Source organism: Cellulomonas sp. McL0606 (genome assembly GCF_058248365.1).
In genome coordinates this window covers 1,445,443-1,471,506 of sequence record NZ_CM177779.1, presented here as the reverse complement: position 1 = coordinate 1,471,506, position 26,064 = coordinate 1,445,443, and the positions used below count along the sequence as shown (strand labels likewise).

The 26,064-nt window shown below is 72.1% G+C and carries 18 protein-coding genes and 9 pseudogenes; 12 read left to right on the top strand and 15 right to left on the bottom strand.

All coding sequences use genetic code 11. From position 1 onward, the window contains the following. Positions 1-45: 45 nt before the first annotated feature. The 4 genes and pseudogenes from AC38ZX_RS07490 to AC38ZX_RS07475 form a co-directional block, all read right to left on the bottom strand. The gene (locus AC38ZX_RS07490) at positions 46-978 is read right to left on the bottom strand and encodes an ABC transporter permease (RefSeq protein ID WP_426595196.1); all 933 of its coding nucleotides are present in this window, start codon (positions 976-978) and stop codon (positions 46-48) included. Then, positions 975-1,991, bottom strand: a complete 1,017-nt coding sequence (locus AC38ZX_RS07485; protein ID WP_491296877.1) for a TIGR03842 family LLM class F420-dependent oxidoreductase — start codon at positions 1,989-1,991, stop codon at positions 975-977. The genes AC38ZX_RS07490 and AC38ZX_RS07485 overlap by 4 nt, the downstream gene beginning before the upstream one ends. Positions 1,992-2,030: 39 nt before the next feature. After that, a pseudogene (hydA, locus tag AC38ZX_RS07480) lies at positions 2,031-3,450 on the bottom strand (dihydropyrimidinase). A gap of 30 nt (positions 3,451-3,480) precedes the next feature. After that, positions 3,481-4,330: pseudogene (locus AC38ZX_RS07475) on the bottom strand (nitrilase-related carbon-nitrogen hydrolase). 244 nt (positions 4,331-4,574) lie between these two features. Here AC38ZX_RS07475 and AC38ZX_RS07470 point away from each other — a divergent pair. The 4 genes from AC38ZX_RS07470 (at position 4,575) to AC38ZX_RS07455 (ending at position 7,730) form a co-directional block, all read left to right on the top strand. Continuing rightward, positions 4,575-5,375 carry a GntR family transcriptional regulator gene (locus AC38ZX_RS07470; protein ID WP_491296876.1) on the top strand — a complete coding sequence of 267 codons (801 nt, stop codon included), beginning with the start codon at positions 4,575-4,577 and terminating at the stop codon, positions 5,373-5,375. Further along, entirely contained in the window at positions 5,257-5,997 is a 741-nt protein-coding gene (locus AC38ZX_RS07465; protein WP_491297326.1) for an aminotransferase class I/II-fold pyridoxal phosphate-dependent enzyme, read from the top strand. The genes AC38ZX_RS07470 and AC38ZX_RS07465 overlap by 119 nt, the downstream gene beginning before the upstream one ends. A gap of 337 nt (positions 5,998-6,334) precedes the next feature. Next, positions 6,335-7,306, top strand: a complete 972-nt coding sequence (locus tag AC38ZX_RS07460) for a recombinase family protein (RefSeq protein ID WP_491296875.1) — start codon at positions 6,335-6,337, stop codon at positions 7,304-7,306. A gap of 118 nt (positions 7,307-7,424) precedes the next feature. Then, on the top strand, positions 7,425-7,730 hold the full coding sequence (locus AC38ZX_RS07455; RefSeq protein ID WP_491296874.1) for a hypothetical protein: 306 nt from the start codon (positions 7,425-7,427) through the stop codon (positions 7,728-7,730). Positions 7,731-7,759: 29 nt separating this feature from the next. Here AC38ZX_RS07455 and AC38ZX_RS07450 read toward each other — a convergent pair whose 3' ends face one another. From AC38ZX_RS07450 to AC38ZX_RS07435, 4 genes and pseudogenes are all read right to left on the bottom strand, one after another. After that, a complete protein-coding gene (locus tag AC38ZX_RS07450) occupies positions 7,760-7,912 on the bottom strand; it encodes a hypothetical protein (RefSeq protein ID WP_491297573.1) in 153 nt (50 codons plus the stop codon). A gap of 280 nt (positions 7,913-8,192) precedes the next feature. After that, positions 8,193-8,765, bottom strand: a pseudogene (locus AC38ZX_RS07445) (rolling circle replication-associated protein); the annotation flags it as partial. Positions 8,766-9,135: 370 nt separating this feature from the next. Then, on the bottom strand, positions 9,136-9,531 hold the full coding sequence (locus tag AC38ZX_RS07440; protein WP_491296873.1) for a hypothetical protein: 396 nt from the start codon (positions 9,529-9,531) through the stop codon (positions 9,136-9,138). A gap of 348 nt (positions 9,532-9,879) precedes the next feature. Further along, positions 9,880-11,106, bottom strand: a complete 1,227-nt coding sequence (locus AC38ZX_RS07435; protein ID WP_491296872.1) for an HNH endonuclease signature motif containing protein — start codon at positions 11,104-11,106, stop codon at positions 9,880-9,882. 330 nt (positions 11,107-11,436) lie between these two features. Here AC38ZX_RS07435 and AC38ZX_RS07430 point away from each other — a divergent pair, with 330 nt between their 5' ends. The 4 genes and pseudogenes from AC38ZX_RS07430 to cofD all read left to right on the top strand — a co-directional run bounded on the left by AC38ZX_RS07430 (position 11,437) and on the right by cofD (position 15,170). Further along, a complete protein-coding gene (locus tag AC38ZX_RS07430; RefSeq protein WP_491296871.1) occupies positions 11,437-12,429 on the top strand; it encodes a putative F420-0 ABC transporter substrate-binding protein in 993 nt (330 codons plus the stop codon). Then, complete coding sequence (locus AC38ZX_RS07425) at positions 12,426-13,457, top strand: putative F420-0 ABC transporter permease subunit (RefSeq protein WP_491296870.1); 1,032 nt, start codon at positions 12,426-12,428, stop codon at positions 13,455-13,457. Before AC38ZX_RS07430 ends, AC38ZX_RS07425 begins: the two co-directional genes overlap by 4 nt. Further along, positions 13,448-14,214, top strand: a pseudogene (locus AC38ZX_RS07420) (ATP-binding cassette domain-containing protein). Before AC38ZX_RS07425 ends, AC38ZX_RS07420 begins: the two are co-directional and overlap by 10 nt. Further along, entirely contained in the window at positions 14,211-15,170 is a 960-nt protein-coding gene (gene cofD / locus AC38ZX_RS07415; RefSeq protein WP_491296868.1) for a 2-phospho-L-lactate transferase, read from the top strand. The pseudogene AC38ZX_RS07420 and the gene cofD overlap by 4 nt, the downstream one beginning before the upstream one ends. Here cofD and AC38ZX_RS07410 read toward each other — a convergent pair. Next, positions 15,144-15,488 carry a hypothetical protein gene (locus tag AC38ZX_RS07410; protein WP_491297572.1) on the bottom strand — a complete coding sequence of 115 codons (345 nt, stop codon included), beginning with the start codon at positions 15,486-15,488 and terminating at the stop codon, positions 15,144-15,146. The genes cofD and AC38ZX_RS07410 overlap by 27 nt on opposite strands. A gap of 140 nt (positions 15,489-15,628) precedes the next feature. After that, positions 15,629-15,745: pseudogene (locus AC38ZX_RS07405) on the bottom strand (2-phospho-L-lactate guanylyltransferase); the annotation flags it as partial. Positions 15,746-15,790: 45 nt separating this feature from the next. Between AC38ZX_RS07405 and AC38ZX_RS07400 the strand changes: the two are divergent. Further along, positions 15,791-16,369, top strand: a complete 579-nt coding sequence (locus AC38ZX_RS07400; RefSeq protein WP_426595185.1) for an HhH-GPD-type base excision DNA repair protein — start codon at positions 15,791-15,793, stop codon at positions 16,367-16,369. On the opposite strand, the gene AC38ZX_RS07395 is transcribed toward AC38ZX_RS07400, so the two are convergent. From AC38ZX_RS07395 to AC38ZX_RS07385, 3 genes and pseudogenes are all read right to left on the bottom strand, one after another. Then, positions 16,353-17,120: a coenzyme F420-0:L-glutamate ligase gene (locus AC38ZX_RS07395; RefSeq protein ID WP_491296867.1), complete on the bottom strand. Its 768-nt coding sequence runs from the start codon at positions 17,118-17,120 to the stop codon at positions 16,353-16,355. The two genes, AC38ZX_RS07400 and AC38ZX_RS07395, sit on opposite strands and share 17 nt — an antisense overlap. Next, positions 17,117-18,134, bottom strand: a pseudogene (locus tag AC38ZX_RS07390) (TIGR03557 family F420-dependent LLM class oxidoreductase). The gene AC38ZX_RS07395 and the pseudogene AC38ZX_RS07390 overlap by 4 nt, the downstream one beginning before the upstream one ends. Before the next feature lie 80 nt (positions 18,135-18,214). Next, positions 18,215-18,922: a helix-turn-helix transcriptional regulator gene (locus AC38ZX_RS07385; RefSeq protein WP_491296866.1), complete on the bottom strand. Its 708-nt coding sequence runs from the start codon at positions 18,920-18,922 to the stop codon at positions 18,215-18,217. A 32-nt stretch (positions 18,923-18,954) separates the two neighbouring features. Here AC38ZX_RS07385 and folE point away from each other — a divergent pair, with 32 nt between their 5' ends. The 3 genes and pseudogenes from folE to AC38ZX_RS07370 all read left to right on the top strand — a co-directional run. Continuing rightward, the gene (folE, locus tag AC38ZX_RS07380; RefSeq protein WP_491296865.1) at positions 18,955-19,530 is read left to right on the top strand and encodes a GTP cyclohydrolase I FolE; all 576 of its coding nucleotides are present in this window, start codon (positions 18,955-18,957) and stop codon (positions 19,528-19,530) included. Between the two features lie 52 nt (positions 19,531-19,582). Then, positions 19,583-19,804 (top strand): annotated as a pseudogene (locus tag AC38ZX_RS07375) (FAD-dependent oxidoreductase); the annotation flags it as partial. Next, positions 19,749-20,723, top strand: a pseudogene (locus tag AC38ZX_RS07370) (NAD(P)/FAD-dependent oxidoreductase); the annotation flags it as partial. The pseudogenes AC38ZX_RS07375 and AC38ZX_RS07370, both read left to right, overlap by 56 nt. Here AC38ZX_RS07370 and AC38ZX_RS07365 read toward each other — a convergent pair. Continuing rightward, entirely contained in the window at positions 20,701-22,083 is a 1,383-nt protein-coding gene (locus AC38ZX_RS07365; protein ID WP_491296864.1) for a M1 family metallopeptidase, read from the bottom strand. The pseudogene AC38ZX_RS07370 and the gene AC38ZX_RS07365 sit on opposite strands and share 23 nt — an antisense overlap. Next, a pseudogene (locus tag AC38ZX_RS07360) lies at positions 22,080-25,932 on the bottom strand (Pls/PosA family non-ribosomal peptide synthetase). The gene AC38ZX_RS07365 and the pseudogene AC38ZX_RS07360 overlap by 4 nt, the downstream one beginning before the upstream one ends. Positions 25,933-26,064: the final 132 nt, after the last annotated feature.

The following is a 26,064-nucleotide window of genomic DNA, read 5'->3' as shown; positions in this document are numbered from 1 at the left end:
TCTTGCCGATGCCACGGGCGACGACGGCGTCCTGCTCGACGACGTTCACGAGACCTCCGCGTAGCGGTAGCGACCGAGTCCGAGCCCGAGCAGCGAGACGAGCCCTGCGGCGACGAGGCCGAGGACCGCGGCGCCCGCGATCGCCGCCCACGGCTTGGCCGGGTCGCCGCTCGCCGACTGGGCATAGCTGATGATCATGCGGCCGATGCCGCCCTTCGTGCCGGTCGACACCTCCGCCACGATCGCGCCGACCACCGCTGTCGCGGCACCGAGGCGCAGCGCGGGCAGCAGGTACGGGACGCTCGCCGGGATCCGCAGGCCGCGCACCGTGCCGCTCCAGCCGGCCGCGAGCGACCGGAAGAGCTCGACCTGGGCGGCCGGCGGCGACTGCAGCCCGCGCAACGCCCCGACCGCGACCGGGAAGAACGCGAGGTAGGACGCGATGAGCGCCACCGACATCCAGCGCTGCCACTCGAACGAGCCCAGGTGGATCCGTCCTCCCCAGCCGACGACGAGCGGCGCGAGCGCGATGAGCGGGACGGTCTGGCTGAGCACGACCCACGGCAGCAGCGCCGACTCGGCGACCATCCAACGCTGCATGAGGAGGGCGATCAGGAATCCGCCCACCGAGCCCAGCACCCAACCGGCGAGGGCGACCCGGAACGTGAACCAGCAGGCCTGCAGCATCGCGTTCAGCACGGTCGGCGACCCGACCGCCGAGGTCTCGGGCTGGAGCATCCGTTGCACGATCGTCCACACGTGCGGCATCGCGACGTCGTCGGTCCGCGGCAGCACGCTGGCGCCGAGCAGGTGGCCGCCGGTGTCGGGCACGACGGCCTTGACCAGCTCCCAGACGACAGCGAGCGCGAGCACCACGAGGAGCCCGACGACGACCCGCCGTCCTGTCTGCGTGCGCACCCGTGGCGGCGCGGCCGGCGTCCCCACCGGCGCGCTCGTGCTCGTCGCGAGATCGGTCATCCGGTGGCGACGACCGTCGTCGCCAGGCCCGGGATGACGTGCTCGCCGTACTGCCGCAGGGTCTCCTCCTTGTTGTCGTGCTGGAGGTAGCCCGCGAACTGGGTCACGCCGAGCGCCCGCAGCGCCTCGAGCTTCTCGATGTGCTCGGCCGCGCTGCCCAGGATGCAGAACCTTTCGACGATCTCGTCGGGCACGAACGCCGCGTGCGTGTTGCCGGCGCGGCCGTGCTCGTTGTAGTCGTAGCCCTGACGGCCCGCGATGTAGTCCGTGAGCGCCTTGGGGATGGTCGAGTCGGCGCCGTAGCGCGCGACGATGTCGGCCACGTGGTTGCCGACCATCCCGCCGAACCAACGGCACTGCTCGCGCATGTGCTGCCGGTCGTCCCCGACGTACATCGGGGCCGCGACGCAGAACTGGATCGCGTCCGGGTCGCGCCCGGCCTGCTCGGCCGCGTCGCGCACGACCTTGATCGTCCACGCGGCGATATCCGGATCGGCCAGCTGCAGGATGAAGCCGTCGCCCACCTCGCCCGTCAGCTTGAGCGCGAGCGGCCCGTACGCCGCGACCCAGATGTCGAGCACCGAACCCGCCGACCAGGGGAACTGCACCTTGGCGCCGTTCACCTCCACCGACCGGCTGTTGGCCAGCTCGCGGATCACGTGGATCGACTCGCGCAGAGTGGCGAGGTTCGACGGCCTGCCGTGCAGCGTGCGGACGGCCGAGTCGCCACGGCCGATCCCGCAGATGGTCCGGTTGCCGTACATCTCGTTGAGCGTCGCGAACAGGCTCGCGATCACCGTCCAGTCGCGGGTCGCCGGGTTGGTCACCATGGGTCCGACCATCACCTTGCGCGTGGCGGCGAGGATCGCCGAGTAGATGACGAACGGCTCCTGCCAGAGCAGGTGCGAGTCGAACGTCCACACGTGGCTGAACCCGTGCGTCTCCGCCTGGCGCGCCAGCTCGACCGTGCGCGAGGCCGGCGGGTTCGTCTGCAGGACGACGCCGAAGTCCATGGGCGACCCTTCTGGTGAGCCGGCTGGCTGGGGCGGGTACTAGAGCAGGTACTGCGTCAGGCCGCGGGGCACGTACTGGCCGTGGCCCTTGCGGCCGCGGTAGCCGGTCTCGTCGACGACCACGGACCCGCGGGACACGACGACATCGACGTGCCCGTCGATCTCGTACCCCTCCCACGCGGAGTGGTCCATGTTCATGTGGTGCGTCTTGCCGACGCCGATCGACGTGTGCCCGTTCGGGTCGTAGACCACGACGTCGGCGTCGGCCCCCGGCGCGATCACGCCCTTCTTGCCGTAGAGCCCGAACATCCGGGCCGGCGTGGTCGACATCAGCTCGACCCAGCGCTCGAGCGTGATCTCGCCCGTCACGACCCCCTGGTACATGAGGTCCATCCGGTGCTCGATCGACCCGATCCCGTTCGGGATGGCCCGGAAGTCCCCGACGCCCAGGTCCTTCTGGCCCTTCATGCAGAACGGGCAGTGGTCGGTGGACACCATCTGCAGGTCGTTGGTGCGCAGCGCCTGCCACATGTGCTCCTGGTGCCCCTCGGCCCGCGAGCGCAGCGGGGTCGAGCAGACCCACTTGGCGCCCTCGAACCCGGGTGCCCCCAGCTGTTCCTCCAGGCTCAGGTACAGGTACTGCGGACACGTCTCGCCGAACACGTTCTTGCCGTTGTCGCGCGCCCACGCCAGCTGCGCGACCGCCTGCTTGGCGCTCACGTGGACCACGTACAGCGGGGCGTTGGTGACGTCGGCCAGCATGATCGCGCGGTGCGTCGCCTCCTCCTCGAGCTGCCACGCGCGCGCGATGCCGTGGTAGTACGGGTCGGTCTTGCCGGCCTCGACCAGCTGCGCGGCGAGGACGTCGATCGCCGGGCCGTTCTCCGCGTGCATCATGGTGAGCAACCCGAGCTCGGACGCCTTCTGCATCGCCCGCAGGATCTGGGCGTCGTCGGAGTAGAAGACCCCGGGGTACGCCATGAACAGCTTGTAGCTGGTGATCCCCTCGGCGACCAGGCCTTCCATCGCCTTGAGCGCGTCGTCGTCGACACCGCCGACGATCTGGTGGAACGCGTAGTCGATCGCGCAGTTGCCCGCCGCCTTCTCGTGCCAGGTGGCCAGCCCGTCCATCACCCGTTCGCCCGTGCGCTGGACCGCGAAGTCGATGATCGTCGTCGTGCCGCCCCAGGCCGCCGCGCGGGTGCCCGTCTCGAAGGTGTCGCTCGCGTTGGTGCCGCCGAACGGCAGCCTCCATGTGCGTGTGCGCGTCGATGCCGCCCGGGATCACGTACTTGCCCGTCGCGTCGATCACCTGGTCCACGTTGGCCGCGAGGTCGAAGCCGAGCAGCGTCGAGCCGGGACTCAGCACCGCTGCGACCGTCTCGCCGTCGATGAGCACGTCCGCGGGCGTGCGCCCCGTCGCGCTGACCAGCGTCCCGCCTGTGATGAGCGTCTTCATCCCTGCATCTCCTTCTTCACGGCGCCTTCCTCACGGTGCCACGATCGGGCCGTAGGCCTCCGGGCGGCGGTCGCGGAAGAACTGCCACCTCTCGCGCACGATCCGTACCTGGTCCAGGTCGAGGTCCCGGATCAGGAGCTGGTTCTCGCTCGACGACCCCACCTCGCCCACGTAGTTCCCGTCGGGCCCGACGGCGTACGACGAGCCGTAGAAGTTCACGGCCTCGTCGCCGTACTCGTTGTCCTCGAGCCCCACCCGGTTGTTGGCGACGACGAAGTAGCCGTTGGCCACCGCGGCGGCGGGCTGCTCGATCTCCCAGAAGCTTGTTGGAGATGCCAGGCGCCGTCGCGTTCGGGTTGAACACGATCTCGGCGCCGTTCAGCGCGAGCACCCGCCAGCCCTCGGGGAAGTGGCGGTCGTAGCAGATGTTCACGCCGATGCGGCCGACCGCCGTCTCGAACACCGGGTACCCGAGGTTGCCCGGCCGGAAGTAGAACTTCTCCCAGAACTTGGGCAGGTTCGGGATGTGGTGCTTGCGGTACTTGCCCAGGTAGGTGCCGTCGGCGTCGATCACCGCGGCCGTGTTGTAGAGGACGCCGGGCTGGTCCTCCTCGTAGACCGGCAGGACGATGACGATGCCCAGCTCCCTGGCCAGCGCGGAGAAGCGCTCCGTGGTGGGACCAGGCACCGACTCCGCGTACCCGTAGTAGGAGGTGTCCTGCGTGATCCCGAAGTACGGGCCGTAGAACAGCTCCTGGTAGGCGATCACCTGGGCGCCCTGCGAGGCGGCCTCCCGCGTCCAGGCCTCGTGCAGGGCGATCATCGACTCCTTGTCGCCCGTCCAGGTGGCCTGCGTGAATGCGACGCGCACGACTGTCATGGAGTGCCTCCGGCCTTTCGTCCGCTCATCCGTCCGCCGACGCCGACCCCGGCCGACGACGCCGGGGCGCCCTCGCCTGGAATGTGACTGTCGGGGTTGAACATTTCTGTGGCGTTACCGCGAGTTTCTTCCCCGCGAACGCTCGTGTCGAGCGTGTAAACATCTTGGCGGTCGGGCGAATCGGGCGCCCGTCGGCGGCCCCGACGGGCTCCGGACCTGCGCGTGGACGTGCATCCTGGCCCGCATGGACCTCGCAGCCCACGTGGACGACCGGAGCCCTCGGGGCATCGCGGCGACCGTGGCGCGGCTCGTCCGGGGCGGTGACCTGCGCCCCGGCGACCGGCTCCCCACCGTCCGCGTCCTGTCCGCCGAGCTCGGCGTCAGCCCCGCCACCGTCAGCGGTGCGTGGCAGGCGCTGGCCGCGGTCGGCATCGTCACCTCGCGCGGCCGAGCGGGCACCGTCGTCCTGCCGCCGCCCGCCAGCTGGCTCCCTCCGCGCTACCGCGACCTGGCCGGTGGCGCACCGGCCCGGCTCGACCTGTCCAGCGGCACGCCTGACCCCGATCTCCTGCCGCTCATCGGACCGGCGCTGACCCGCGTGGCCCTGCAGATGCCGTCCGCAGACACCGGCGCCTACCTGGGCGCGCCGGTCGTGCCCGCGCTCGAGGTGCTGCTGCGCGAGTCCTGGCCGTTCGCGCCGCAACGGATCACGGTCGTCGACGGCGCCCTCGACGCCATCAGCCGGACGCTCGAACGGGTCGTGGGCTACGGCGCGCGCGTCGCGGTGGAGAACCCGGGCTTCCCGCCCCTGTTCGACCTGCTCGACCAGCTCGGTCTGGAACGTGTCCCAGTCACGCTCGACCGCCAGGGCATGCGTCCCGGCGAGCTTCGAGCAGGCCCTCTCGGGCGGAGCCCGCGTGGTCGTCCTGCAGCCCCGGGCCCAGAACCCGACCGCCGTCAGCATGACCGCGACGCGGGCCCGCGAGCTCGCGGGCGTGCTGCGTCGGCACGACGCCCTCGTCGTCGAGGACGACCACTCCGGTGAGATCGCCTCGGCACGCGACGTCAGCCTGGGCGTCCACCTGCCCGACCGCGTGGTCCACGTCCGGTCGTACAGCAAGTCGCACGGCCCCGACCTGCGCATCGCCGCCGTCGGCGGACCGGCGACCGTCCTCGACGCCCTGGTCGCCCGCCGGATGCTCGGCCCCGGGTGGACCAGCCGCCTCCTGCAGCACGTCCTGGTCGACCTCCTCACCGACAGCGCCTCGGTCGAGGCCGTCGCCCACGCCCGCCGCGTCTACTTCGCCCGCCGCCGCGCCCTGCGTGAGTCGCTCGCCGCCAACGGCGTCGTGGTCGACCCCGGCGACGGCATCAACCTCTGGCTCCCGGTCCACGACGAACGCATCGCCCTCGTCCGCCTCGAGGCCGCCGGCATCCGGGTCGCCCCAGGCGCACCCTTCCGCGCTGACGCCCCGGCAGGTATCACCGCCGTCCGCCCGGAACCGACGGCCCTGCCCACCGACGTGCCCACGGCCCGCACGGCCAGTGCTCGCACAGGTCACCCGTGCGACGCCGCCATCGGAAGCCACGTCCGCGTCACGGTCGGTCTCCTCGACCGCGAGATCGACGACGTCGCGCACGCCTTGACTCTGGCCGCCGCGCCCTGACGCGAACCCGCGACCTCAGGTCAGACGGACAGCAGGGACGGATGAGGGTCGGCTCCGACCGGCTCGACGGGTGGCGACGAAGGATCGACGTCCATCGGGGCCGGCTCGCCCGCGGGGACGCCGGCGCTCCGACCCGAGACGACCGTGCCGTCCGGCAGACGGAAGACGTAAGCCTCGGCGGCGGACCCAATCCGCCACCGCGGCCGCGAGGACGGACGGCCGTGTCCCGCGGCGGGGCGACCCGCTCGATCGACAGGTCGAACCGGTGGACCTCCTGGTGGTGGAACACGCAGAGCAACGCCGCGTTGGGCGCACATCGCTAAGGTGACCTCTTGTGATGACACCTCAGGCTGCCGCGATCTACGCCCGCATCTCGTCGGACCCGACCGGTACGGCTCTAGGGGTCGAACGCCAGTTGGAAGACTGCCGCAAGCTGGCCGCGGAGCGCGGTTGGACCGTCGCTGAGGAGTACATCGACAACGACGTGTCCGCGTTCAAGGGCAAGCGCCGCCCGTCCTACGAACGGATGCTGGACCACCTGCGGGCCGGATTCCGCGATGCGGTGATCGTCTACAACCTCGATCGGCTCACGCGGCAGCCGATCCAGCTCGAGCAGTTCACCGAGTTGTGCGAGAAGGCCGGGGTCCGGCAGGTCGCCACGGTGACGGCCGACATTGACCTGGGCAACGATGACGGGTTGTTCATGGCGCGGATCTTCGCCGCGTTCGCGGCCAAGGAGTCCGGGCGGCGCTCCGAGCGGATCCGGCGCAAGCACGAGCAACTGGCCGATCAGGGGATGCCCAACGGTGGCTCCGTGCGCCCGTACGGATACACGGCTGACAGGCTGACCGTCGTCGAATCGGAGGCCGAGGTAATCCGGGTACTGGTGGCGCGGTTGCTTGCTGGGGAGTCGCACCGATCGCTAACTGCGTGGCTAAACGTTCAGGAGATCCCAACGGTCACGGGCGCGGAGTGGCGGACACCGACGGTGCGCAGCGTGCTCAGCTCGGGCCGTATCGCGGGACTGCGTGAGCATCATGGCGAAGTGATTGGTCCGGCGGCGTGGGAGGCGATCATCACCCCGGCCCAGCGCGACCGGGTGCTGGCGGTTCAGGCAGCGAAGACGATCAGTGGCAGGCGTGCACCGCGCCGCTACTTGCTGTCCGGGATGCTGCGGTGTGGCAAGTGCGGGAACCGGCTGTTCTCCTCACCGCGCGGAGATCGGCGGCGCTACGTGTGCGCGAAGGGCCCGGACCACGGGGGCTGCGGGCGACTGACTGTCGTGGCTGAGCCGGTCGAGGAGCTCTGACCGAGGCTGTCCTGCTGCGGCTGGACACCCCGGAGTTGGCCGATGCGCTCGCCGGGCGAGCGAGCGCCGACGACCGTCAGAGTGCGCTAGTTGCCGAGCCGATCAGGATCGGGCGCAGATGGAGGAACTCACCGGCCTGTATGCCACGCGGCAGATCAGCGCGATCGAGTGGACCGGGGCGCGCGCCCCGATCGAACGACGGATCCAGAACACCGAGCGGCAGCTGGCTCAGATCAGCGGCAGCGGGGCGCTGGCCGGATTGGTGGGCAACGCGATTGAGCTACGCGGACGCTGGACTGACCTGAACCTCGAGCGGCAGGCTGCGATCGTCGCGGCGGTCCTGGAGTACGCGACCATCGGGCCCGGGGTGAGTGGGGCGCGTGCCCTGGATCCCAACCGGGTGCGACCGACGTGGAGGCCGTGAGGCGCTGCCTGGCCCGGGCGTGCTCGGCGCTAGCGCGCCGTGCGCGCGCCCGGGTCGGGCACCCCGCCCAACAGCACTCCGATGCGCGCCAATGCAACCGGGTCATTGACCTTCACGGGCACGCCCTGGTCCGCGCATGAGGCCGCCACCCAGTCCGCCAGCCAGTCCAGATCGATCGCCACCGCGGTCACCGGCCCCACTGCGCCCAGATGGCCGGCGGACCGGCCCAGTCCTCAACCTCCGAGGACGACCAGAACGTGGCCGGCGCCATGCCGAGCAGCTCGGACGCTTGGTCCAGTACGTCCTCCGGTGAGCGGCCGTGCAGTGCAGCTTCTTCGGCTGGAAGCCCTGCGCGACGTCGTAGCGATGCATCCCGAGCGCACGGGTGCTCGGGTCCGCGAACGTCTTCGTGACGTATTTCGACAGGTAGCCCGCCGCCCTGCGCGACTCCGCGAGCACCCCGGAACCCACGGGCAGGTCACCGATCAGGCGGATGTCCACGATGCCTCGCGGCCAAGCTGTGAGGATCGCGCGCCGTTGGACGTACCGTCCGACAGCGAAGTGGATGTGGAAGTGCTCGCCATCCTTGTGCAGCTCAGGAACCCACATGTACGGCAGTGCCCGCCCGCCCAGCTCCGTACGTAGCTCACGGAAGAACAGCCCGACGTGCTCGCGGACGACTGCGGGATCGGTAGCGCGCGGAGGGCCATACGTGAGCGTGCCCAGACGGTTCAGCCCATTCGCGGCGCCGTAGCGGCGAACCTTGGCCCGTGCGCGGCGAGCGGCCTCCTGAGCGGCGCGCGCCGGATCGGCAGCCGCCCCCCGCGCGACGTAGCTGCGAACGGGGCGGTAGGACGAGACGAAGCAACCACCGCCCTCGCCAGCAGCGGGGTACAGCGACAAGACCCAGCCAGCAGGACGCGGGGCCAACGCAGACGAACTCACGGACACGGATACTCCACACAGCGGCGCCAACAGGGACCGCTGAGGACCGTCACGATCAGAGCCTTGGAGCGAACAGACGGGCCTCAGCATCCGGTCTCGCTCCGGGGGGCCGTCGTCTGTTCATATGCCTTCGAGCGTTATCTGGGCGCTGGCCGTCTGCGCTGCTCAGCCCCCCAGGAAGGGCTACCGTCTCGTGTCTTAGTGGGCCCTGGTGGTCTCGCGCCCGACAGAACGAAGTCCTATCACGCGAACTACACCCGTGTCACTCGCCTTCGCGAGCGCTCACCCGTGCGCTAGCTGCCGCGGAACCGTTCGTCCTCGCCCGCTTCGCGGGCTCCGGGCGCTGCGTTCCTTGCCACGGAACACTCTGCGAAGGCGCGTACGCGCCCTGCGCAGAGCCGAGTTACGTTGCTATATCAAGTAAAGAGCGCGCGCCGCGGGCGCGCGCCGCTGTCCCTCACTACAGATGGCCGCCCCCCGAACTCTTTCCTTGGCGAAACTCGAACGAGAGGCGCCCGTCAGGGTCTCTGCGCACCAGGAGCTCGGCTTTCTGTGCCTTTCGTGCGCCAACGTAGGTGAGCGTCAATGTGAATCGCTTCGTCTTGTCGAACTTCGCGTGTTCCGTAACGATCATCGGAGCAAGATCCGATTCCCCAGTCGGGGCGTAGAAGAAGTAGTAGGAGTAGTCCATGTCCCGCGCGAGCATCACAAACTCGGCCTGGTCGCTTCCACCGACGACCGCTGTTGCAGTCGCGCCGGTGTGGTCTCGGTTCAGGAAGTAGAGGCTGAAAGGATCCGCCGTCGTCGTCGTCGACCGTAACCCAGCACTCCGTCGATCGTCGCTCGACTTCGACACCCCAGGAGAAGCCCCGATGGATCGGCCTTCCGAAAACAATCGTCCGCCCGAGACGGATTCCGACGAAGCTTCGGAGCGCTGTACACAAACCCGGTCCGGAATTGATAGCCGCTCGACGGGAAATTGCTGCTGCCGTTACCAAAGGCCACGCGAGGGCGCTTGACGTACTCCGCAGCCCACACCGAGAGCACGGTTCCCAAGATGAGAGTCACGACGGCAATCCAGATTTCCAATGCGACCTCCACGGCCGTGCGGGGCGACGAATCCTCGCTGAATCTTGGCACGTCGCCCGTTGCGGTCGCGGGATTGCGTCTCGTCGACACGTTCGCGAGGTCGCAAGAGGGTCGATTAGGAACTTGTCGCGTTCTCCACGCTCGTCACGCCACGGTCCCGATCCCACCATCGCACGTGGTGCACCTCGCCCCATCGCGCCGGCTTGTGGCAGCCCGGGTAGACGCAGCCCCGATCCCGGGCGATGACCGCCCGACGCTGGACGCCCGTGTACAGCCGATGTGTCCGCCCGAGGTCGATCGGCTCGCCGTCGGCGTTCATCACCACGCGCGTGATCTCGCAGTCGCACAGAGCCCGCAGGGTCTCGGACATCGGGACGGGTGTGCCGTCCTCCAACGTCGCGGGCGGGAAGGGAATCACATCGACGCCCGAATCCGTATCAGCACCCGCATCAGTACCCGCACCCACACTCACGCTCGGACCTGGACCCGCAGTCGAACCGGCCCTCGCCCCAGCCTTCGAACCGCCCCTGAGGGACCGATACGCCGTCCACGACTCCTCGCTCAGGACCAGCGAGACGTGCGGGCGGACTGCGGCCCCCGAACCGGTCTCGGGCAACGACAGCACCCTGGCCGCAAGCGCGCCGAGCGCGTCGGCCCGCGCCTGCTCGGACGAGCGATCGTCACCGGGCACCTCGCTCATGGCCTCCAGGGCGAGCCGGAGCACGTGGCCGGCCGTCCGGTCGAGGCGTCCGCGCACGTGCGTGCCGTTGGGCTGATCCGACAGGTGCAGGAACCGCTCGGCGCGCTGCGCCTGGTGGTCCCGCTCGTGCGCGACGGGGTCGAGCGACGCCACCCACCGGGTCAGGTTGCGCGTGAACGTCGGCGCGTCCTGCTCGGACGCCATCGTGACGAGCGTCTCCTGCCCGTGCGGCGAGGCCAGCACGGCGGCGACGTGCTCGGACGCCCGGGAGAGCACGCCGGCGACGCCGTCGAGATGGCCGACCGGAACCGTGCCGGCGCCGACCGCCGACGCCATCGACGGCAGGGCCGCGAGCGTCTCGGCCTGCCGGACCTCCCGCCCGGCCGCCGCCTGACCCGACCGCGAGACCGCTGAGCGAGCCGCCTCGAGCGAGCCGACACCCGGACGCCGCCACTCCCCGGAGTCGCGCTCGGCGATGAGCAGCTGACCGCGCACCGTCGCGATGACGCCCGCGAGCACGTCCAGCCGACCGAGCACACGGGCCCGCTCGCCACCCAGCCGAGCGGACCCCGGAGCGACCGCCGCAGCGAGCTGGCGCGCCGCGGCCACGACCTCGTCGGCAAGCTGCACGACGGCGGGCACGGGGCGAGCGAGGACGACCGCGCGGGCAGGACCGCAGTCCGCCAGGGCATGGCCGTCGCCCGGGGCACGCTGAGGGCCCGACTCACCACTCGCACCGTCTTCGAACATACGTTCGACTGTACGCATCGCGGAACCGCAGGTCAACGGCTCGGGGTTCGCTGTGGACGAAACGCCAGCACTTGCACGCGGGCACCCGGACCGGCCTACTCTGTGCGCGGAACCCGGTCGGATCTGGCTCGGGTCGCGCCGCCTGGCATGGGCGGCCGTCCGGAGGCGCGACGTGCGCCCCACCTGCAGACACCCGCGTCCCAGACCACCCTCCGGAGTCCCATGCCCGCCATCCGGCGAGTCCTCGTCCTCGCAGCAGCCGCGACCCTCGCCCTGGCGGGGTGCTCGACCCAGAGCACGCCGCAGGCGTCGGCTCCCACGACGACGGCCAGCGCGGCCTACACCCCCGTGAGCCTGGACAACTGCGGCACCAAGGTCACGTTCGACACTGCCCCGACGAAGGTGGTCACCGTCAAGTCGACGAGCACGGAGATGCTCCTGGCGCTCGGGCTGCAGGACACGATGGTCGGCACCGCGTTCTCCGACGGGCCCGTGCCCGCCGCCTACACGGCGGCCTACGACAAGATCCCCGTGATCTCCGACAAGGTCCCCGGACAGGAGGCGCTCCTCGCGCTCGCGCCAGACTTCGTCTACGGGGGCTGGGAGTCCAACTTCTCGGCCGACGGCGTGGGCGACCGTGCCTCGTTGCAGGGTCTGGGCATCGGCACGTACGTCTCGCCGTCGGCGTGCAAGGAGCCGGACTACCAGCCGGACCCGCTGACCTTCGCCAAGGTCGACGACGAGATCCGCGAGGTGGCGGCCATCTTCGGGGTGCCGGACAGGGCCGAGGCCCTCATCACGCGTGAGAAGGCGACGCTGGCCAGCACCCGCAAGCCCGCCGAGAAGACGACCGCCCTGTGGTACAGCTCCGGTTCGGACACCCCGTACGTGGGTGCGGGCATCGGGGCGCCGCAGATGATGATGGACGCGGCCGGCCTGACCAACATCTTCGCGGCCGTCCACGACACCTGGACGTCGGCCGGCTGGGAGAGCATCGTCGCGGCCGACCCGAGCGTCATCGTGCTCGTCGACGCGAGCTGGAACACCGCCGCGTCGAAGATCCAGATGCTCGAGAGCAACCCGGCCACCGCGCAGCTGAGCGCCGTCAAGGACCACCGCTACCTGACCATCCCGTTCGCTGCCTCCGAGGCCGGCGTCCGCAACGCCGAGGCCGTGAAGTCGCTGGACGACCAGCTGGCGGCCCTCCCCACGTGAGCGCTCCCCGGAGGAGAGCTCCGCTCCCTCTCCTCGTCTCCGCCGGTGTCGTCGTCCTCGTCGCGACGATCCTTGTCGCCGTCACCATCGGTCCGGCGGACCTGCAGGTGGCGGAGGTCGCGCGCAGCATCGCGGGACATCTGGGGTTCGCGGTCGGCGACGTGCCAAAGCTGCACGACGCCATCGTCTGGGACCTGCGCCTGCCGCGCGTGCTGACTGCGGCGGCGGTCGGGGCGGGGCTCGCGCTGGCCGGCGCGGTGATGCAGAGCCTGACGCGCAACCCGCTGGCCGACCCGTACCTGCTGGGTCTGTCGTCGGGCGCCTCGCTCGGCGCGGTTGCGGTGATCGTCGTCGGGGTGAGCCTGCTGCTGCCGGTCGCGGCCTTCGCCGGTGCGATCCTCGCGCTCCTGGCGACCCTGGCTCTCGCCCGGACCGGCGGTTCGTTGACCCCCGGCCGCACGGTGCTGGCGGGGCTCGCGGTGTCCCAGTTCGCGGCTGCGGGAACGTCGTTCGTCATCTTCTGGACCGCGACCGGCGACTCCTACCGCGAGATCCTCAACTGGCTGCTGGGCTCCTTGGCCGGCTCGACGTGGGACGACGTCGCGATCGCGGGGATCGCGGTGATCGTGGTCGGCGCGGCGCTGCTGATGAGCGCCACACGGCTGGACTCGTTCGCCTTCGGCGACACGTCGGCCGCCTCGCTCGGCATCGACGTGAACCGCACGCGGTGGACCCTGATGGTCGTGGTCGCCCTGCTCACCGGTGCGATGGTGGCCGTCAGCGGCGCGATCGGGTTCGTCGGCCTGATCCTCCCGCACGCCGTCTCGTCGCTGACCGGGCCGGCCCACCGGCGGCTGCTGCCGGTCGCGGCGCTGGCCGGCGCGGTGTTCCTGGTCTGGGCGGACACCATCGCGCGGACCGTCTTCGACCCGCGCGAGCTGCCGGTGGGCATCGTCACCGCCCTCGTCGGCGTGCCCGTGTTCGCGTTCCTGCTGCGCCGCGGCAAGGGGTCGGCGGCATGGACCTGACCCTCACCGGCGTCGGCACGCGCCTGGGTGGACGGTGGGTGGTCGACGGCATCGACGCGACACCCCCGGCCGGCGCGCTGACCGGCCTGCTCGGACCGAACGGCGCCGGCAAGACCACCCTCCTGCGCATGATCGCCGGCCTGGTCCGGCCCGAGGCCGGCGCCGTCCTCGTCGCGGACCTGAACATCGAGCAGATCCCCCGGCGGATGCGCGCGCAGCGGATCGCGCTGCTCGAGCAGGAGTCGACGACTCGGTGCCGCTGACCGTCCGCGAGGTGGTCGCCCTCGGCCGCATCCCGTACCGGACTGCGTGGGGCAACGACCCGGAGCCGGCCGCGGTCGACCGCGCGCTGACGAGTGCCCGCGCCGAGCACCTGGCGGACCGGGCGTGGTGGACGCTGTCCGGCGGCGAGCGCCAACGCGTCCAGATCGCCCGCGCCCTCGCCCAGGAGCCTGACCTGCTCCTGCTCGACGAACCGACCAACCACCTCGACGTGAGCGCGCAGCTCAGCCTGCTGGCGTTCGTCCGGGACCTGGGCACCACGACGGTCGCGGCCCTGCACGACCTGAACCTCGCGGCCGCGTTCTGCGAGCACGTGCTGGTGCTCAAGGACGGCCGGCTCGCGGCGGCGGGCCACCCGCGCGAGGTCCTGACCCCCGGCCTCCTCAAGGACGTCTACGCCGTCGAGGCCGACGTGCTGAGCAACCCCCGGACCGGCCGACCGGTCATCGCCTTCCACCAACCGGAGCAGCCATGAACATCACCGTCCTGTCCGGCGGCGTCGGCGGGGCCCGCTTCACGCGTGGGCTGCTGGCCCTCGTCGGGACCGCCCACCCCATCACGGTCATCGCCAACACGGGCGACGACATGTGGTTGCACGGCGTGCGCGTGTGCCCCGACCTCGACACCCTCATGTACACGCTCGGCGGCGCCGTGCACGAGGACCAGGGCTGGGGCCGACGAGGCGAGACGACGCGCGTGAGCGACGAGCTGGGCGGCTACGACCTCGGCTGGGACTGGTTCACGCTCGGCGACCTCGACCTGGCCACCCACCTGGCCCGCACGGAGCTGCTCCGCGACGGGATGCCGCTCTCGCAGGTCACCGCGCGGCTGGCCCGACGGTGGCGACCCGGGGTCACGCTCCTGCCCATGTCCGACGACGAGGTCGAGACGCACGTGGTCCTCGACGACGGCCGCGAGATCCACTTCGAGGAGTGGTGGGTCCGGTACCGCGCCGCGCTCCCGGCCCGCCGGTTCGTCCAGACGAACCTCGCCGCCTCGACCCCCGCGCCCGGTGTCCTCGAGGCCCTGACCGGCGCCGACGTCGTCGTGATCCCGCCCAGCAACCCCGTCGTCTCGGTCGGCACGATCCTGTCGATCCCGGGCATCCGCGACGCCCTGACCAGTACGAACGCACCCGTCGTCGGCGTCAGCCCGGTGGTGGGCGGCGCACCCGTGCGCGGGATGGCCGACGCCTGCCTCACGGCGATCGGCGTCGAGACCAGCGCGCAGGCCGTTGCGGAGCACTACGGCCGACGGTCGGAGGGCGGGATCCTCGACGCATGGCTCGTCGACGAGGTGGACGCGGACGCGGCCGCCCGGCTGTCGGAGGCCGGGTGGGCTGCCCGGGCGGTTCCCGCCCTCATGACCGACGTCTCGACGGCCGCCCGCATCGCCGCCGACGCCCTAGCCCTCGTCGACCGGCGTCCGTGACAGCACCGCGGCCGTCCGCGGCCCCACGCCCAGGCGCGCGACGGCGGCGATGTCGGCCGGCACGTCCACGTCCCGGCGCAGCGTCGACCCCGCCGGGACGTCCAGCCGGACGTGCCCGCCCGCCTCGTGCACGGCGGCCGATCCCGCGCCGAACCGCGGTGTGACCGCGACGAGGCCGGTCAGCAGCGTGGTGCCCGTCCCGTCGGCGTCGGCGACGAACGCGCGCGGATGCCGGCCGGCCAGGAGCAGGGCGCTCGCCAGGTCCTGCGGCCGCAGCGCCGGAAGGTCTCCGAGCAGCACGGCGACCGGTCCGACCACCTGCGCCAGACCTGCCCGGATCGCGGCGTTGAGCCCTCCACCGGGGTCGTCGAGGACCTCCGGCAGGGCCGCGCGGGCTCGTCGTCGCTCGTGACGACGAGGACGCGAGCCACCCCGGGCGTCGCCGCGGCCGCCTCGACCGTGTCGAGCGCCATGGCCCGCGCGAGCGCCGCCCGGTCGGCCGGCCCGAGCACCCCGGCCAGACGCGTCTTGCCCGCCGCCGCCGGCTTCACGGGGACGACGACGACCCACTCCATGCGCCCACCTTTCGCCCGGGACGAACCCCAGGAGAGGATGCTGCCATGACGCTCTGGCTCACCGGTGACCCGCTCGCAGACCAGCTGCTGACCGACGACCCGTTCGCCCTGCTCGTCGGCATGCTGCTCGACCAGCAGGTCACCATGGAGTCCGCGTTCGCGGGCCCGGCCAAGATCGCCGACCGGATGGGTGGCCTCGACGTGCACCGGATCGCGGAGGCTGACCCCGAGGCGTTCGCCGCGATGTGCGCGACGCCGCCGTCGGTGCACCGCTACCCGGGCTCGATGGCGGGCCGCATCCAGGGCGTCGCCGCCGCCCTGGTCGAGAACTACGACGGCGACGTGACCCGGCTCTGGACCGACGGCGACCCGGACGGCCCGACGGTGCTCAAGCGGCTCAAGGCGCTGCCCGGGTTCGGCGACCAGAAGGCCCGCATCTTCCTGGCGCTCCTGGGCAAGCAGACCGGCGTGCAGCCCGCGGGCTGGGCCGAGGCGGCCGGCGCGTACGGCGAGCCCGGCTCGCGCCGCTCGATCGCGGACGTCACGGACCCGGTGTCCCTCACGGAGGTCCGCGCCACCAAGCAAGCGGCCAAGGCCGCCGCGAAGGCTACGGCTGGTCCCTGAGCGCGTCCTTCCAGCCCTGCGAGTACGCCTCGGCGCTGCCTTGCGCGAACATGTCCTCGTCGCCCAGGCGCACGAGGGCTCGCGCCCCCGGGCCGTCGTCCTCGGTGACCAGGTGGCCCAGCCCGCGCACGATCGCGAGGGGGCGCCCCTCGGCCTTGCCCTTGACCAGCTCGCCCGCCGACGCGATCTCGTCGGCCACCGCGGCCTGCGTCATGACCAGCGGCCGCCCGAACGTGTCCACCTGACCGCGCAGGTCGTCGAGGACCACGAGCCCGGCGGCGCCGATCGCGATGTCGGTGACGCCCTGCCGCCACGGGCGCCCCGCGGTGTCCGTGATGACGACTCCCAGGCGCACCCCGAAGGCCGCGGAGAGCCCGGCTCGCAGCAGTCGCGCGGACGCGTCCGGGTCCACGGGCAGCAGGAGCACGGTCCCCTCGGGCGTGTTGCTCGCGTCGACCCCGGCGGCGGCCATCACGAGCCCCAGCCGGTTCTCGACGATCCGGGTCACCCCGGTCGAGTGCTCGCGGGTCGCGACGACGCGCACGGTCTCGTCGGTGATGGCCTGCTCGCGGTCGTGGGCCGAGACGACGCGGCCCTCCGCCTTGGAGACCACCTTCGAGGTCAGCACGAGGACGTCGCCGTCCTCCGGCGGCTCGTCGGCGAGCAGCGCGGCCAGCAGGGCGACGAGGTCGTCGCCGGGAGTGATCTCGGGCAGCCCGTCCGGCGCCCAGACCTGCAGGCGGGCCGTCACCGGACCAGCTTGGGCAGCACGTCCGCCCCGAACGTCTCGATCCACTCGCGCTGGTTGCGCCCGACGTTGTGCAGGTAGATCCGGTCGAAGCCGAGGTCGACGTACTTCTGGATCTCGGCGCGATGTACATCGGGATCGGCGGAGATGACCATGCGGCCCTCGAAGTCCTCGGGGCGCACCAGCTTGGCCATCTGCTCGAAGTCGAAGGGCGACCGGATGTCGGCCTTGGGGAACTTCATCCCGCCGTTGGGCCACTCGTGCATGGCGTGCGCCAGCGCGAGCTCGTCGGTCTCGGCCCAGGACAGGTGCAGCTGCAGGACCTTGGGCAGCGTCGCCGGGTCCTTGCCCGCCTCGCGCGCGCCCTCGTCGAACTTGCCGAACAGCCCGCTGATCTTCTCCAGCGGGGCGCCCACGGTGATCAGCCCGTCGGCCAGCCGGCCGGCGCGCTTGGCCGTGACCGGGCCTGCGGTGGCGACGAGGATCTCGGGCGCGACCTCGGGCATGGTCCACAGGCGCGTCGACTCGAAGCTTGTAGAACGGGCCGGCGTGCTTGACGTCCTTGCCCGCGATCGAGGCGGAGAACAGCTTCTTGATGATCTCGATGGCCTCGAACATGCGGTTGATCCGCTCGGGCGCCTCGGGCCAGTAGCCGGCGACGATGTGCTCGTTCAACGCCTCGCCCGAACCCAGGCCGAGCCAGTGCCGCCCGGGGTACATCGCGGCGAGCGTCGCGGACGCCTGCGCCACCATCGCCGGGTGCCAGCGGAACGTCGGGGCCGTGACGCCCGGCCCGATGTCGCCGGTCGTCCGCTCCCCCAGCGCCGTCAGCACGTTCCAGACGAACGACGCCTGACCCTGCGCCGGGACCCACGGCTGGTAGTGGTCCGCGGCCATCACGCCGGAGAACCCGTGGGCCTCGGCGTGCACCGACAGCGCGACCGCCTCGGTGGGGTGGAACTGCTCGAGCATGGCTGCGTAGCCGACCGTGAGGCCGGACGCGGTGACAGTTGACATGCACACTCCCGATCGCGGGGTCTCGCGGTGGTCCGCGAGGAGTCCCCGACCACCCTAACCACGCTCCGCGCCCGGATGCTCTACGGGGCCGACTCCACGACGACGCAGCACCGGTCGGGCCGGGGGTCGAGGCGCGCGCCGACCCGGTCATCACCTACCTCGTCGGCCACCGCGGCCACCAGGCACAGGTTGGCGTGGCAGATGAGCTCGGTCTGGGCTTGTGCCAGTGCGTGGAACGGGCAGTTGCGCAGCTGGACCTCGTCCTGGTCGCGCAGGGGCTCGTAGCCCTGCCCTGCCAGCACCTGAGCGGTGGCGTCCAGCGGATCGTCGGCCGTGGGCACCGCCTGTCGAGCAGCCATTGCTCCATGGGCCGCGAACGCGCTGTTGACCGCGTCGAGGACGGGCATCCCGGTGCGAGCGGACTCGGCGACCGCGTCGGCGAGGAGCCGCCCCGCCAGCTCGTACTCGCGATCGGGGAGCGTGACCGCGAACTCACGCGGCGCGCGCCGGTAGACGGTGGCCGGACGCCCGGCCCCGGGCCCGGTGCGTCCCGTGAGGCGAGCGTGACCCGTGGCCAGCAGACCGTCCGCCACGAGCCGTTCGAGATGGAACCGCGCCTGGTGCCGGGGCACGCCGACACCGGCGGCGGCATGGTCGCGGCTGACGGGCCCTGGCTGGTCGACGACGAAGCGGTAGAGCGCGAGGCGTACCGGGTCGGTGAGCGCGGCGATGCCCACGGCGTCTGCGACGAACGACGGATCCACGCCCTTGACACTACCGACGGCCATTTCTAAAGTACAGAACTATGTTCGATAGAAACTTGGCGACATTCCCCCGAGCCGTCGACGGCCTCGGCATCGATGCCGCCGAGGATGCGGCGCGCACGTTCCTCGAGGCGCTCGGGGTCGACTGCGACAGCCCGGGCACGCAGAGCAGCCCGCGCCGGATGGCCGAGGCCTACGCCGAGATGCTCACGCCGCGCCCCTTCGAGATGACGACGTTCGCCAACGACGAGGAGTACGACGAGCTCGTGGTGGTCCGCTCGATCCCGGTCCACTCGATCTGCGAGCACCACCTGCTCCCGTTCTTCGGCGTCGCTCATGTCGGCTACCTGCCGGGCCATCGGATCCTCGGACTCTCGAAGTTCGCGCGCGTCGTCGAGATGTTCGCTCGTCGCCCGCAGGTCCAGGAGCGACTCACTCGTCAGGTGGCGGACTGGATCGACCTGCGACTCGCCCCGCGGGGCGTCGGAGTCGTCATCGAGGCGGAGCACCTGTGCATGACCCTGCGGGGGGTCGGCGCCGCTGGTGCGAGAACGACGACGTCGGCACTGTCCGGTGCCCTGCGGGACTCCCCCGCGACCCGGGCGGAGTTCCTCGCCGCGGTCCGCCAGTGACCGAGCGGCCCGTCTCCGAACCCGCAGCCCGCCCCTGAACCCGGAGGTCGTCATGGCAGGAACCGTCGTCGTCGGAGCCGGTCTGGCCGCGGCACACGTCGTCTCGACCCTTCGCGACGAGGGGGACGACCGACCCATCACCCTCGTCGGCGACGAGACGGACCGCCCTTACGAGCGCCCGCCGTTGTCCAAGGGGTACCTGCAGGGCACTGCGGAGCGTGGCTCGGTCTTCGTGCACGACGCCGACTGGTACACCGAGCACGACGTCACCACGCGGTTCGGCACGACGGCCAATCGGATCGACCGCGCGGCCCGCACCGTGGCCCTGTCCGACGGGACAAGGCGGGTACGACCACCTCGTCCTCGCGACGGGTTCCAGCCCGCGCCTCCTCGACGTCCCGGGCGCATGGCTCGGCGGCGTGCACACGCTACGACGCCTGACGGACAGCGACGCGCTGCGCGACGAGCTGGCCCGTCGGGGGCGCCTGGTGGTGGTCGGCGGCGGCTGGATCGGCCTGGAGGTCGCCGCCGCGGCGCGACTGGCCGGCGTGGAGGTCACGGTCCTCGAGTACGCCGCCCAGCCGCTGCTGCGGGTGCTCGGGCCCGAGATCGCCTCGCACTTCGCGGAGCTGCACCGCTCGCACGGCGTCGACCTGCGGACCGGGGTCGGCGTCGACGGGTTCGAGGGCCCCGACTGTCGGGTCACGGGCGTCCGGGTGGGCGGCGACCTGGTACCCGCGGACGTCGTCCTCGTCGGGGTCGGCGCCGCGCCGAACGTCGCGCTCGCGAGCGCGGCCGGCCTCGCAGCGGACGCCCGCGGCGTCCTGGTCGACGCGCAGCTGCGCACCGCCGACCCTGCCGTGCTGGCCGCCGGCGACGTGGCGAACGCGCACAACACGGTCCTCGGGCACAGCCTGCGGGTGGAGCACTGGGACAACGCGATCCGGCAGGGCGACCTCGCGGCGAGATCGATCCTCGGTCGACCGGACGTGTACGACTGGCAGCCGTACTTCTACACCGACCAGTACGACCTCGGCATGGAGTACGTCGGGTACGCCGACGCCGACGACCCGGTCGTCGTCCGCGGCGACCGGGCCTCCGGTGAGTTCATGGCGTTCTGGCTGCGCGACGGGCACGTCCGCGCCGCGATGAACGTCAACGTCTGGGACGTCAACGACCGACTGCGCGCCCTCGTCGGCCGGGTGGTGGACCCGGCCCGTCTGCGCGACGAGACGATCCCGCTCGAGGAGCTGAGCCCCGGACGAGGGCAGGCAGCGAACGTTCGAACAGCCACGGGTGCAGCAGGGCCGCGACGGGTCGCCCGGACTCCAGCTCCGCGCAGACCGCGAACTCCTCGGTGGTGACGGTGCCGTGCCGGTACCGGGCGGTCCACGTGCGGAGCAGGCGGAAGAGCTTCTCGTCGCCGAGCGTCGTGCGCAGGGCGTGCAACGTCAGGGCGCCGCGCTTGTACAACCGGTCGTCGAACATGGCGTCCGGGCCGGGGTCGCCGATGACGAGGTCCTGCGGCAGCCCGGAGAGCCTTCCGTGCGCCGCCCGCGCCTGCTCGTCGGCCGACCGGCCGCCCGAGGCCTCCGACCACAGCCACTCGGCGTAGCAGGCGAAACCCTCGTGCAGCCAGATGTCGCGCCACAGCCCGGCGGTCAGGCTGTTGCCGAACCACTGGTGGGCGAGCTCGTGGGCCACCAGCCGTTCGGATCCCCGCCGACCGTCCATGTGGTTGGCCCCGAAGACCGACAGCCCCTGGGCCTCGAGCGGGATCTCCAGGTCGTCGTCCGTCACCACGACCGTGTAGCTGGCGAACGGGTACGGCCCGAAGTGGTTTTCGAACAGCGCGACCATCTCGCTCTGGCGCCCCAGGTCGTAGGCCGCCGCGTCGCGCAACCTCGGGGGGACGAGCGCCTCCTCGCGCGGACCGGTCGCGATCCGCAGGTACCGCCCGACCTGCAGGGTGGCCAGGTACGGCGCCATCGGGTCGGACTGCTCGTACTCCCATCGCACCCGCCCGGCACGCGGTGTCCGCGTCACCAGCCGGCCGTTGGCGACGACCTCGTAACCGGCCTCCGCCGTGATCGTGAACCGGTAGGCGGCCTTGTCGGCGGGGCTGTCGTGGCACGGGAACCAGCTGGGCGCGCCGTCGGGCTGACCCGCGACGATCACCCCGTCCGACAGCTCCTCCCAGCCCACCTCGCCCCACGGCCCGCGCTTGGGGCCCGGATGCCCGGCGTACCGGACGTCGATCACGAGCGGGGCGCCGGACGCGATCTCGTGCTTGAGCTTGAGCACCAGCAGGCCGCCGCGATGTGTCCAGCGCTCGGGCCGGTACCCGTCGACGAGGACCTGGCTGACCTGCAGCCGGTGGTGCAGCTCGAGCGACACCCGGACCGTCGACCGCACCGCCGTGGCGTAGACCTGGGCGCGCCCCTCGAGGCGGTTGGTCGACACGCGGTAGTCGAGCTCGAGCTCGTAGCGGTCGACGTCGAGGTCTCCGTCGGGACGCCCGGGCAGGTACGGGTCCGGGGCGGGTGCCGTCACGCGGGCACCGGTGCGACGGGGTTGCCGGTCCAGCGCGAGCCGGCGGGGATCGCGTCGCCGCGCAGGACGAGCGAGGCGGGCCCGACGCTGGCGCCGTCGTCGAGCGACGCGGCCGGCAGCACGACCCCATGGGGTCCGAGGCTCGCGCCGTGTCCCAGCACCACCGTGTCCATGCTCATCACCCGATCATGGAACAGGTGGGTCTGCAGCACACAACCGCGGTTGACCGTGGCCGCGTCGCCGAGCCGGACCAGGTCGGCCTCGGGCAGCCAGTACGTCTCGCACCAGACGCCGCGGCCGATCCGCGCGCCGAGCGTGCGCATCCACACGTTGAGCGCCGGGGACCCGATCGTCGCCGGCCCCATCCAGGGCACCGCGACGGACTCCAGGAACGTGTCCGCCAGCTCGTTCCGCCAGATGAACGAGCTCCACAGCGGGTGGTCCCCCGGCCGCAGCTTCCCGACGAGCAGCCACTTTGCCGCCGTCGCCAGCGCACACGCCACGGCCGCGGCGCCCAGGACGACGAGCCACGAGATCGCGGCCGCGGCGGCCAGCCCCCACGAGTCGAGCGCCGCCTGCAGGACCAGGAGCACCAGGACGCCGAGCCCGAACGTGCAGATCACGGGGATGATCCGGCAGAGCTCGACGAGTGCGCGCGCCACCCGCAGGCGGGTGGGCGGTTCGAACGTGCGCGAGTCGTCGCCCTCGCCGGCCACGCGCCGGAAGTTGACGGGCGGCGAGCCGAGCCAGGACGTGCCGGCGCGAGCGCCCTCGGGCGTGGCGGACAGGACCGCGACCAACCCGCGCTTGGGCACCGCACGACCGGGCGCGATCATCCCCGAGTTGCCCAGGAACGCACGCTTGCCCACCTTGCTGCGCTCCACCCGCAGCCAGCCCCGACCCAGCTCGTAGGAGCCGATCAGGGTGTCGTCGGCCAGGAACGCGCCGTCGCCGACGCTGGTCAGGGAGGGGATCATCAGGGCGGTCGACGCCTCGACGTCGTGACCGATGTCCGCGCCGAGCGCGCGCAGCCACAGCGGCGTCGCGGTGCTCGAGTACAGCGGGAACAGATTGGTCCGGGCGTCGTCCATCAACCGCTGGGTGGCCCAGACCTGCCAGCCGTGCCTGCTGCGCACCGCGTGGTAGCCCTCGCGCAGCCCGATGCCGAGCAGGCGGACGGAGACCAGCGTGACCAGCAGCAGGACCAGGACCATCGTCACCGCGCCCAGCGGGACTGCCCGCAGGGCGTCGCCGGTCGCGTCCCGCCAGCTGTCCGAGCCCCGCACGACGTAGCCGACGACGAGCAGGCCGCACAGGGCGGCGACGACCGGCAGGGCCGCCAGCAGGGCGGCGGTGAGCCCGTACACGGCCACCCAGGTGTGCCCGCGGGGGGCACGCTCAGCGGGCCACTGACCCGGCGCCGGACCGTCGAACACGGCCGGCGACCCCGTCCACAGCTCGCCCGGCGGCACGGACTGCAGGACCGCCGAGCCGGGTGCGATCTCGGCGCCCTGCCCGATGCGGGTGCCCGGTCCCAGGGTCGAGCGGGTGCCCACGGTCGCGCGCTTGTCGATCCGGACGCGCCCGACCTTGAGGATGTCGCCGTCGAGCCAGTGACCGCGCAGGTCGACCTCCGGCTCGACCGAGCAGCCGTTGCCGAGCCGCAGCATCCCCGTCACCGGCGGTGGCGTGTGCAGGTCGACGTCCTTGCCCACGGTCGCCCCGAGCGCGCGGGCGTACGAGAGCGTCCAGGGCGCGCACGACAGGTTCTCCGCACCGGCGGCCGCCGCCCACGACTCGGCGAACCAGATCCGCAGGTGCACCGAGCCGCCGCGCCGGTACCAGCCCGGCTTGACCTCCGAGAGCAGGCCGCGCGCGACGATCACCGTGGTCCCCATCCGGCCCAGCGGGCTGATCAGCACCACCCAGCCGACCGCGACCCACCACCAGACGCCGGGGACGACGGGCACCCACGCGGCGCCGGTCGTCGCGCGGAGCACCGCGTCCGCCGCCAGCAGCCAGGTGAGCCACCGCAGTCCCACCAGCAGCGCGAGCGGCACGGCGAGCACGGTCTGGACGACCTGGGCGCGCAGCGGGGTCGGGCTCACCAGCCGCCGCTCGGCCACGCTGACCGGCTCGAACTCGTCGAGGGTGCGGGCGAGGTCGCCGATGCGCGGGTTCTCGTAGACGTCTGCGACCGTGACCGTGGGAAACCGCTCGCGCAGCGCCGAGACGAGCTGCGCGGCGACGAGGCTGCCGCCGCCGGAGTCGAAGAAGTCGTCCTTCGGCCCGGCCACGGCGACCCCGAGGGCGGCGGTCCAGCGCTGTGCGACCCACTGGGCAGTCTCGGAGAGGCCCGCCGCGGGCGGGGCGTCGTCGTCGGGACGCGCGAGGGGCCAGGGCAGGGCGTCGCGGTCGACCTTGCCGGACCCGCGCGTCGGGATCTGCTCCACGGGTGCGAGCAGCGGGACCAGGGCCGCCGGCAGGGTGCCGCGCAGGGCCTCGCGCGCGGCGGACAGGTCGAGCTCGACGCCGTCGTCCGGGACCAGGTAGCCGACGAGCACCGCCGTGCCGGCAGGCGTGCGGCGGACGGCGGCCGCCGCGCTCGCGACGCCCGGCAGCGCGAGCAGGGCCGCGTCGACCTCACCGAGCTCGATCCGCCGGCCCCCGACCTTCACCTGGTCGTCCGCGCGCCCCTGGAACAGAAGGCCGGCGGCCTCGTACCGGACCAGGTCGCCGCTGCGGTACGCACGCTGCCAGCCGAGCGTCTCGACGCCCGCGTACTTCTCGGCGTCCTTGGCGGGGTCCAGGTACCGGGCCAGGCCGACGCCGCCGATGATCAGCTCACCGATCTCGCCCTCGGCCACGTGCACCCCGTCCGGTCCGACGACGGCCAGGTCCCACCCGTCGAGCGCGTGCCCGATCCGGATCGGTCCCTCGCCGGTCAACAGTGCCCCGCACGCGACGACGGTCGCCTCGGTCGGGCCGTAGGTGTTCCAGACCTCGCGCCCGTCGCCGACCAGCCGAGCGGCCAGCTCGGGCGGGCACGCCTCCCCGCCGAAGATGAGCAGCCGGACGCCCGCGAGCACCTCGGGGCGCCAGAGGCCGGCCAGCGTAGGGACCGTCGAGATGACGGTGATCCGCTGAGCCACGAGCCACGGGCCCAGGTCCATCCCGGTGCGCACGAGGGCGCGCGGCGCGGGGACCAGGCAGGCGCCGTGCCCCCAGGCCAGCCACATCTCCTCGCAGCTCGCGTCGAACGCGACGGACAGGCCCGCCAGCACCCGGTCGCCCGGTCCTAGCGGTGCGCCCTGCAGGAACATCCGCGCCTCGGCGTCGACGAACGCGGCCGCCGACCGGTGCGTGACGGCGACCCCCTTCGGCGCACCCGTGGAGCCGGACGTGAAGATGATCCAGGCGTCGTCGGTGGTGCTCGGCTCCCTCGTCGGCGCGTTCTTGCGGCGGGTGAGGACCGCCAGGTCGCCCTCGGTCAGCACCCGGGCGACGCCCGCCTCCCCGAACACCGTGCGAGCGCGCTCGTCGGGGTCGTCCACGTCCACCGGCACGTACGCCGCGCCGGCCGCCAGGACGCCGAGGATCGCGGTGTACAGCTCGACGGTGCCCGACGGGATCCGCACGCCGACCCGGTCCCCCGGCCCGATGCCGACCGCGGCCAGCCCGCCCGCGGCACCCTGGACCGCGTCCCAGAAGCTCGCGGTAGGTCAGGCTCACGCTGCCGTCGTCGAGCGCCGGGCTCTCCGCGTGCGCGTAGACGGTCGCCCGCAGGACGTCGAGCAGGGTGCGAGGGTCGGCGGCGAACCCGGACCGGAGGAAACCCTCGGTCGTCATCGCCACCTCATGTTCTGTCGCAGCCGTGTGTCCGTCGATCATGGCCCCATGACCCGGCGAACGGCGATCTTGCCATCCGGGGGTGCGATCCGCCGCACTGTTCACCGAGACGTGGCCGACCGTTCATCGGTG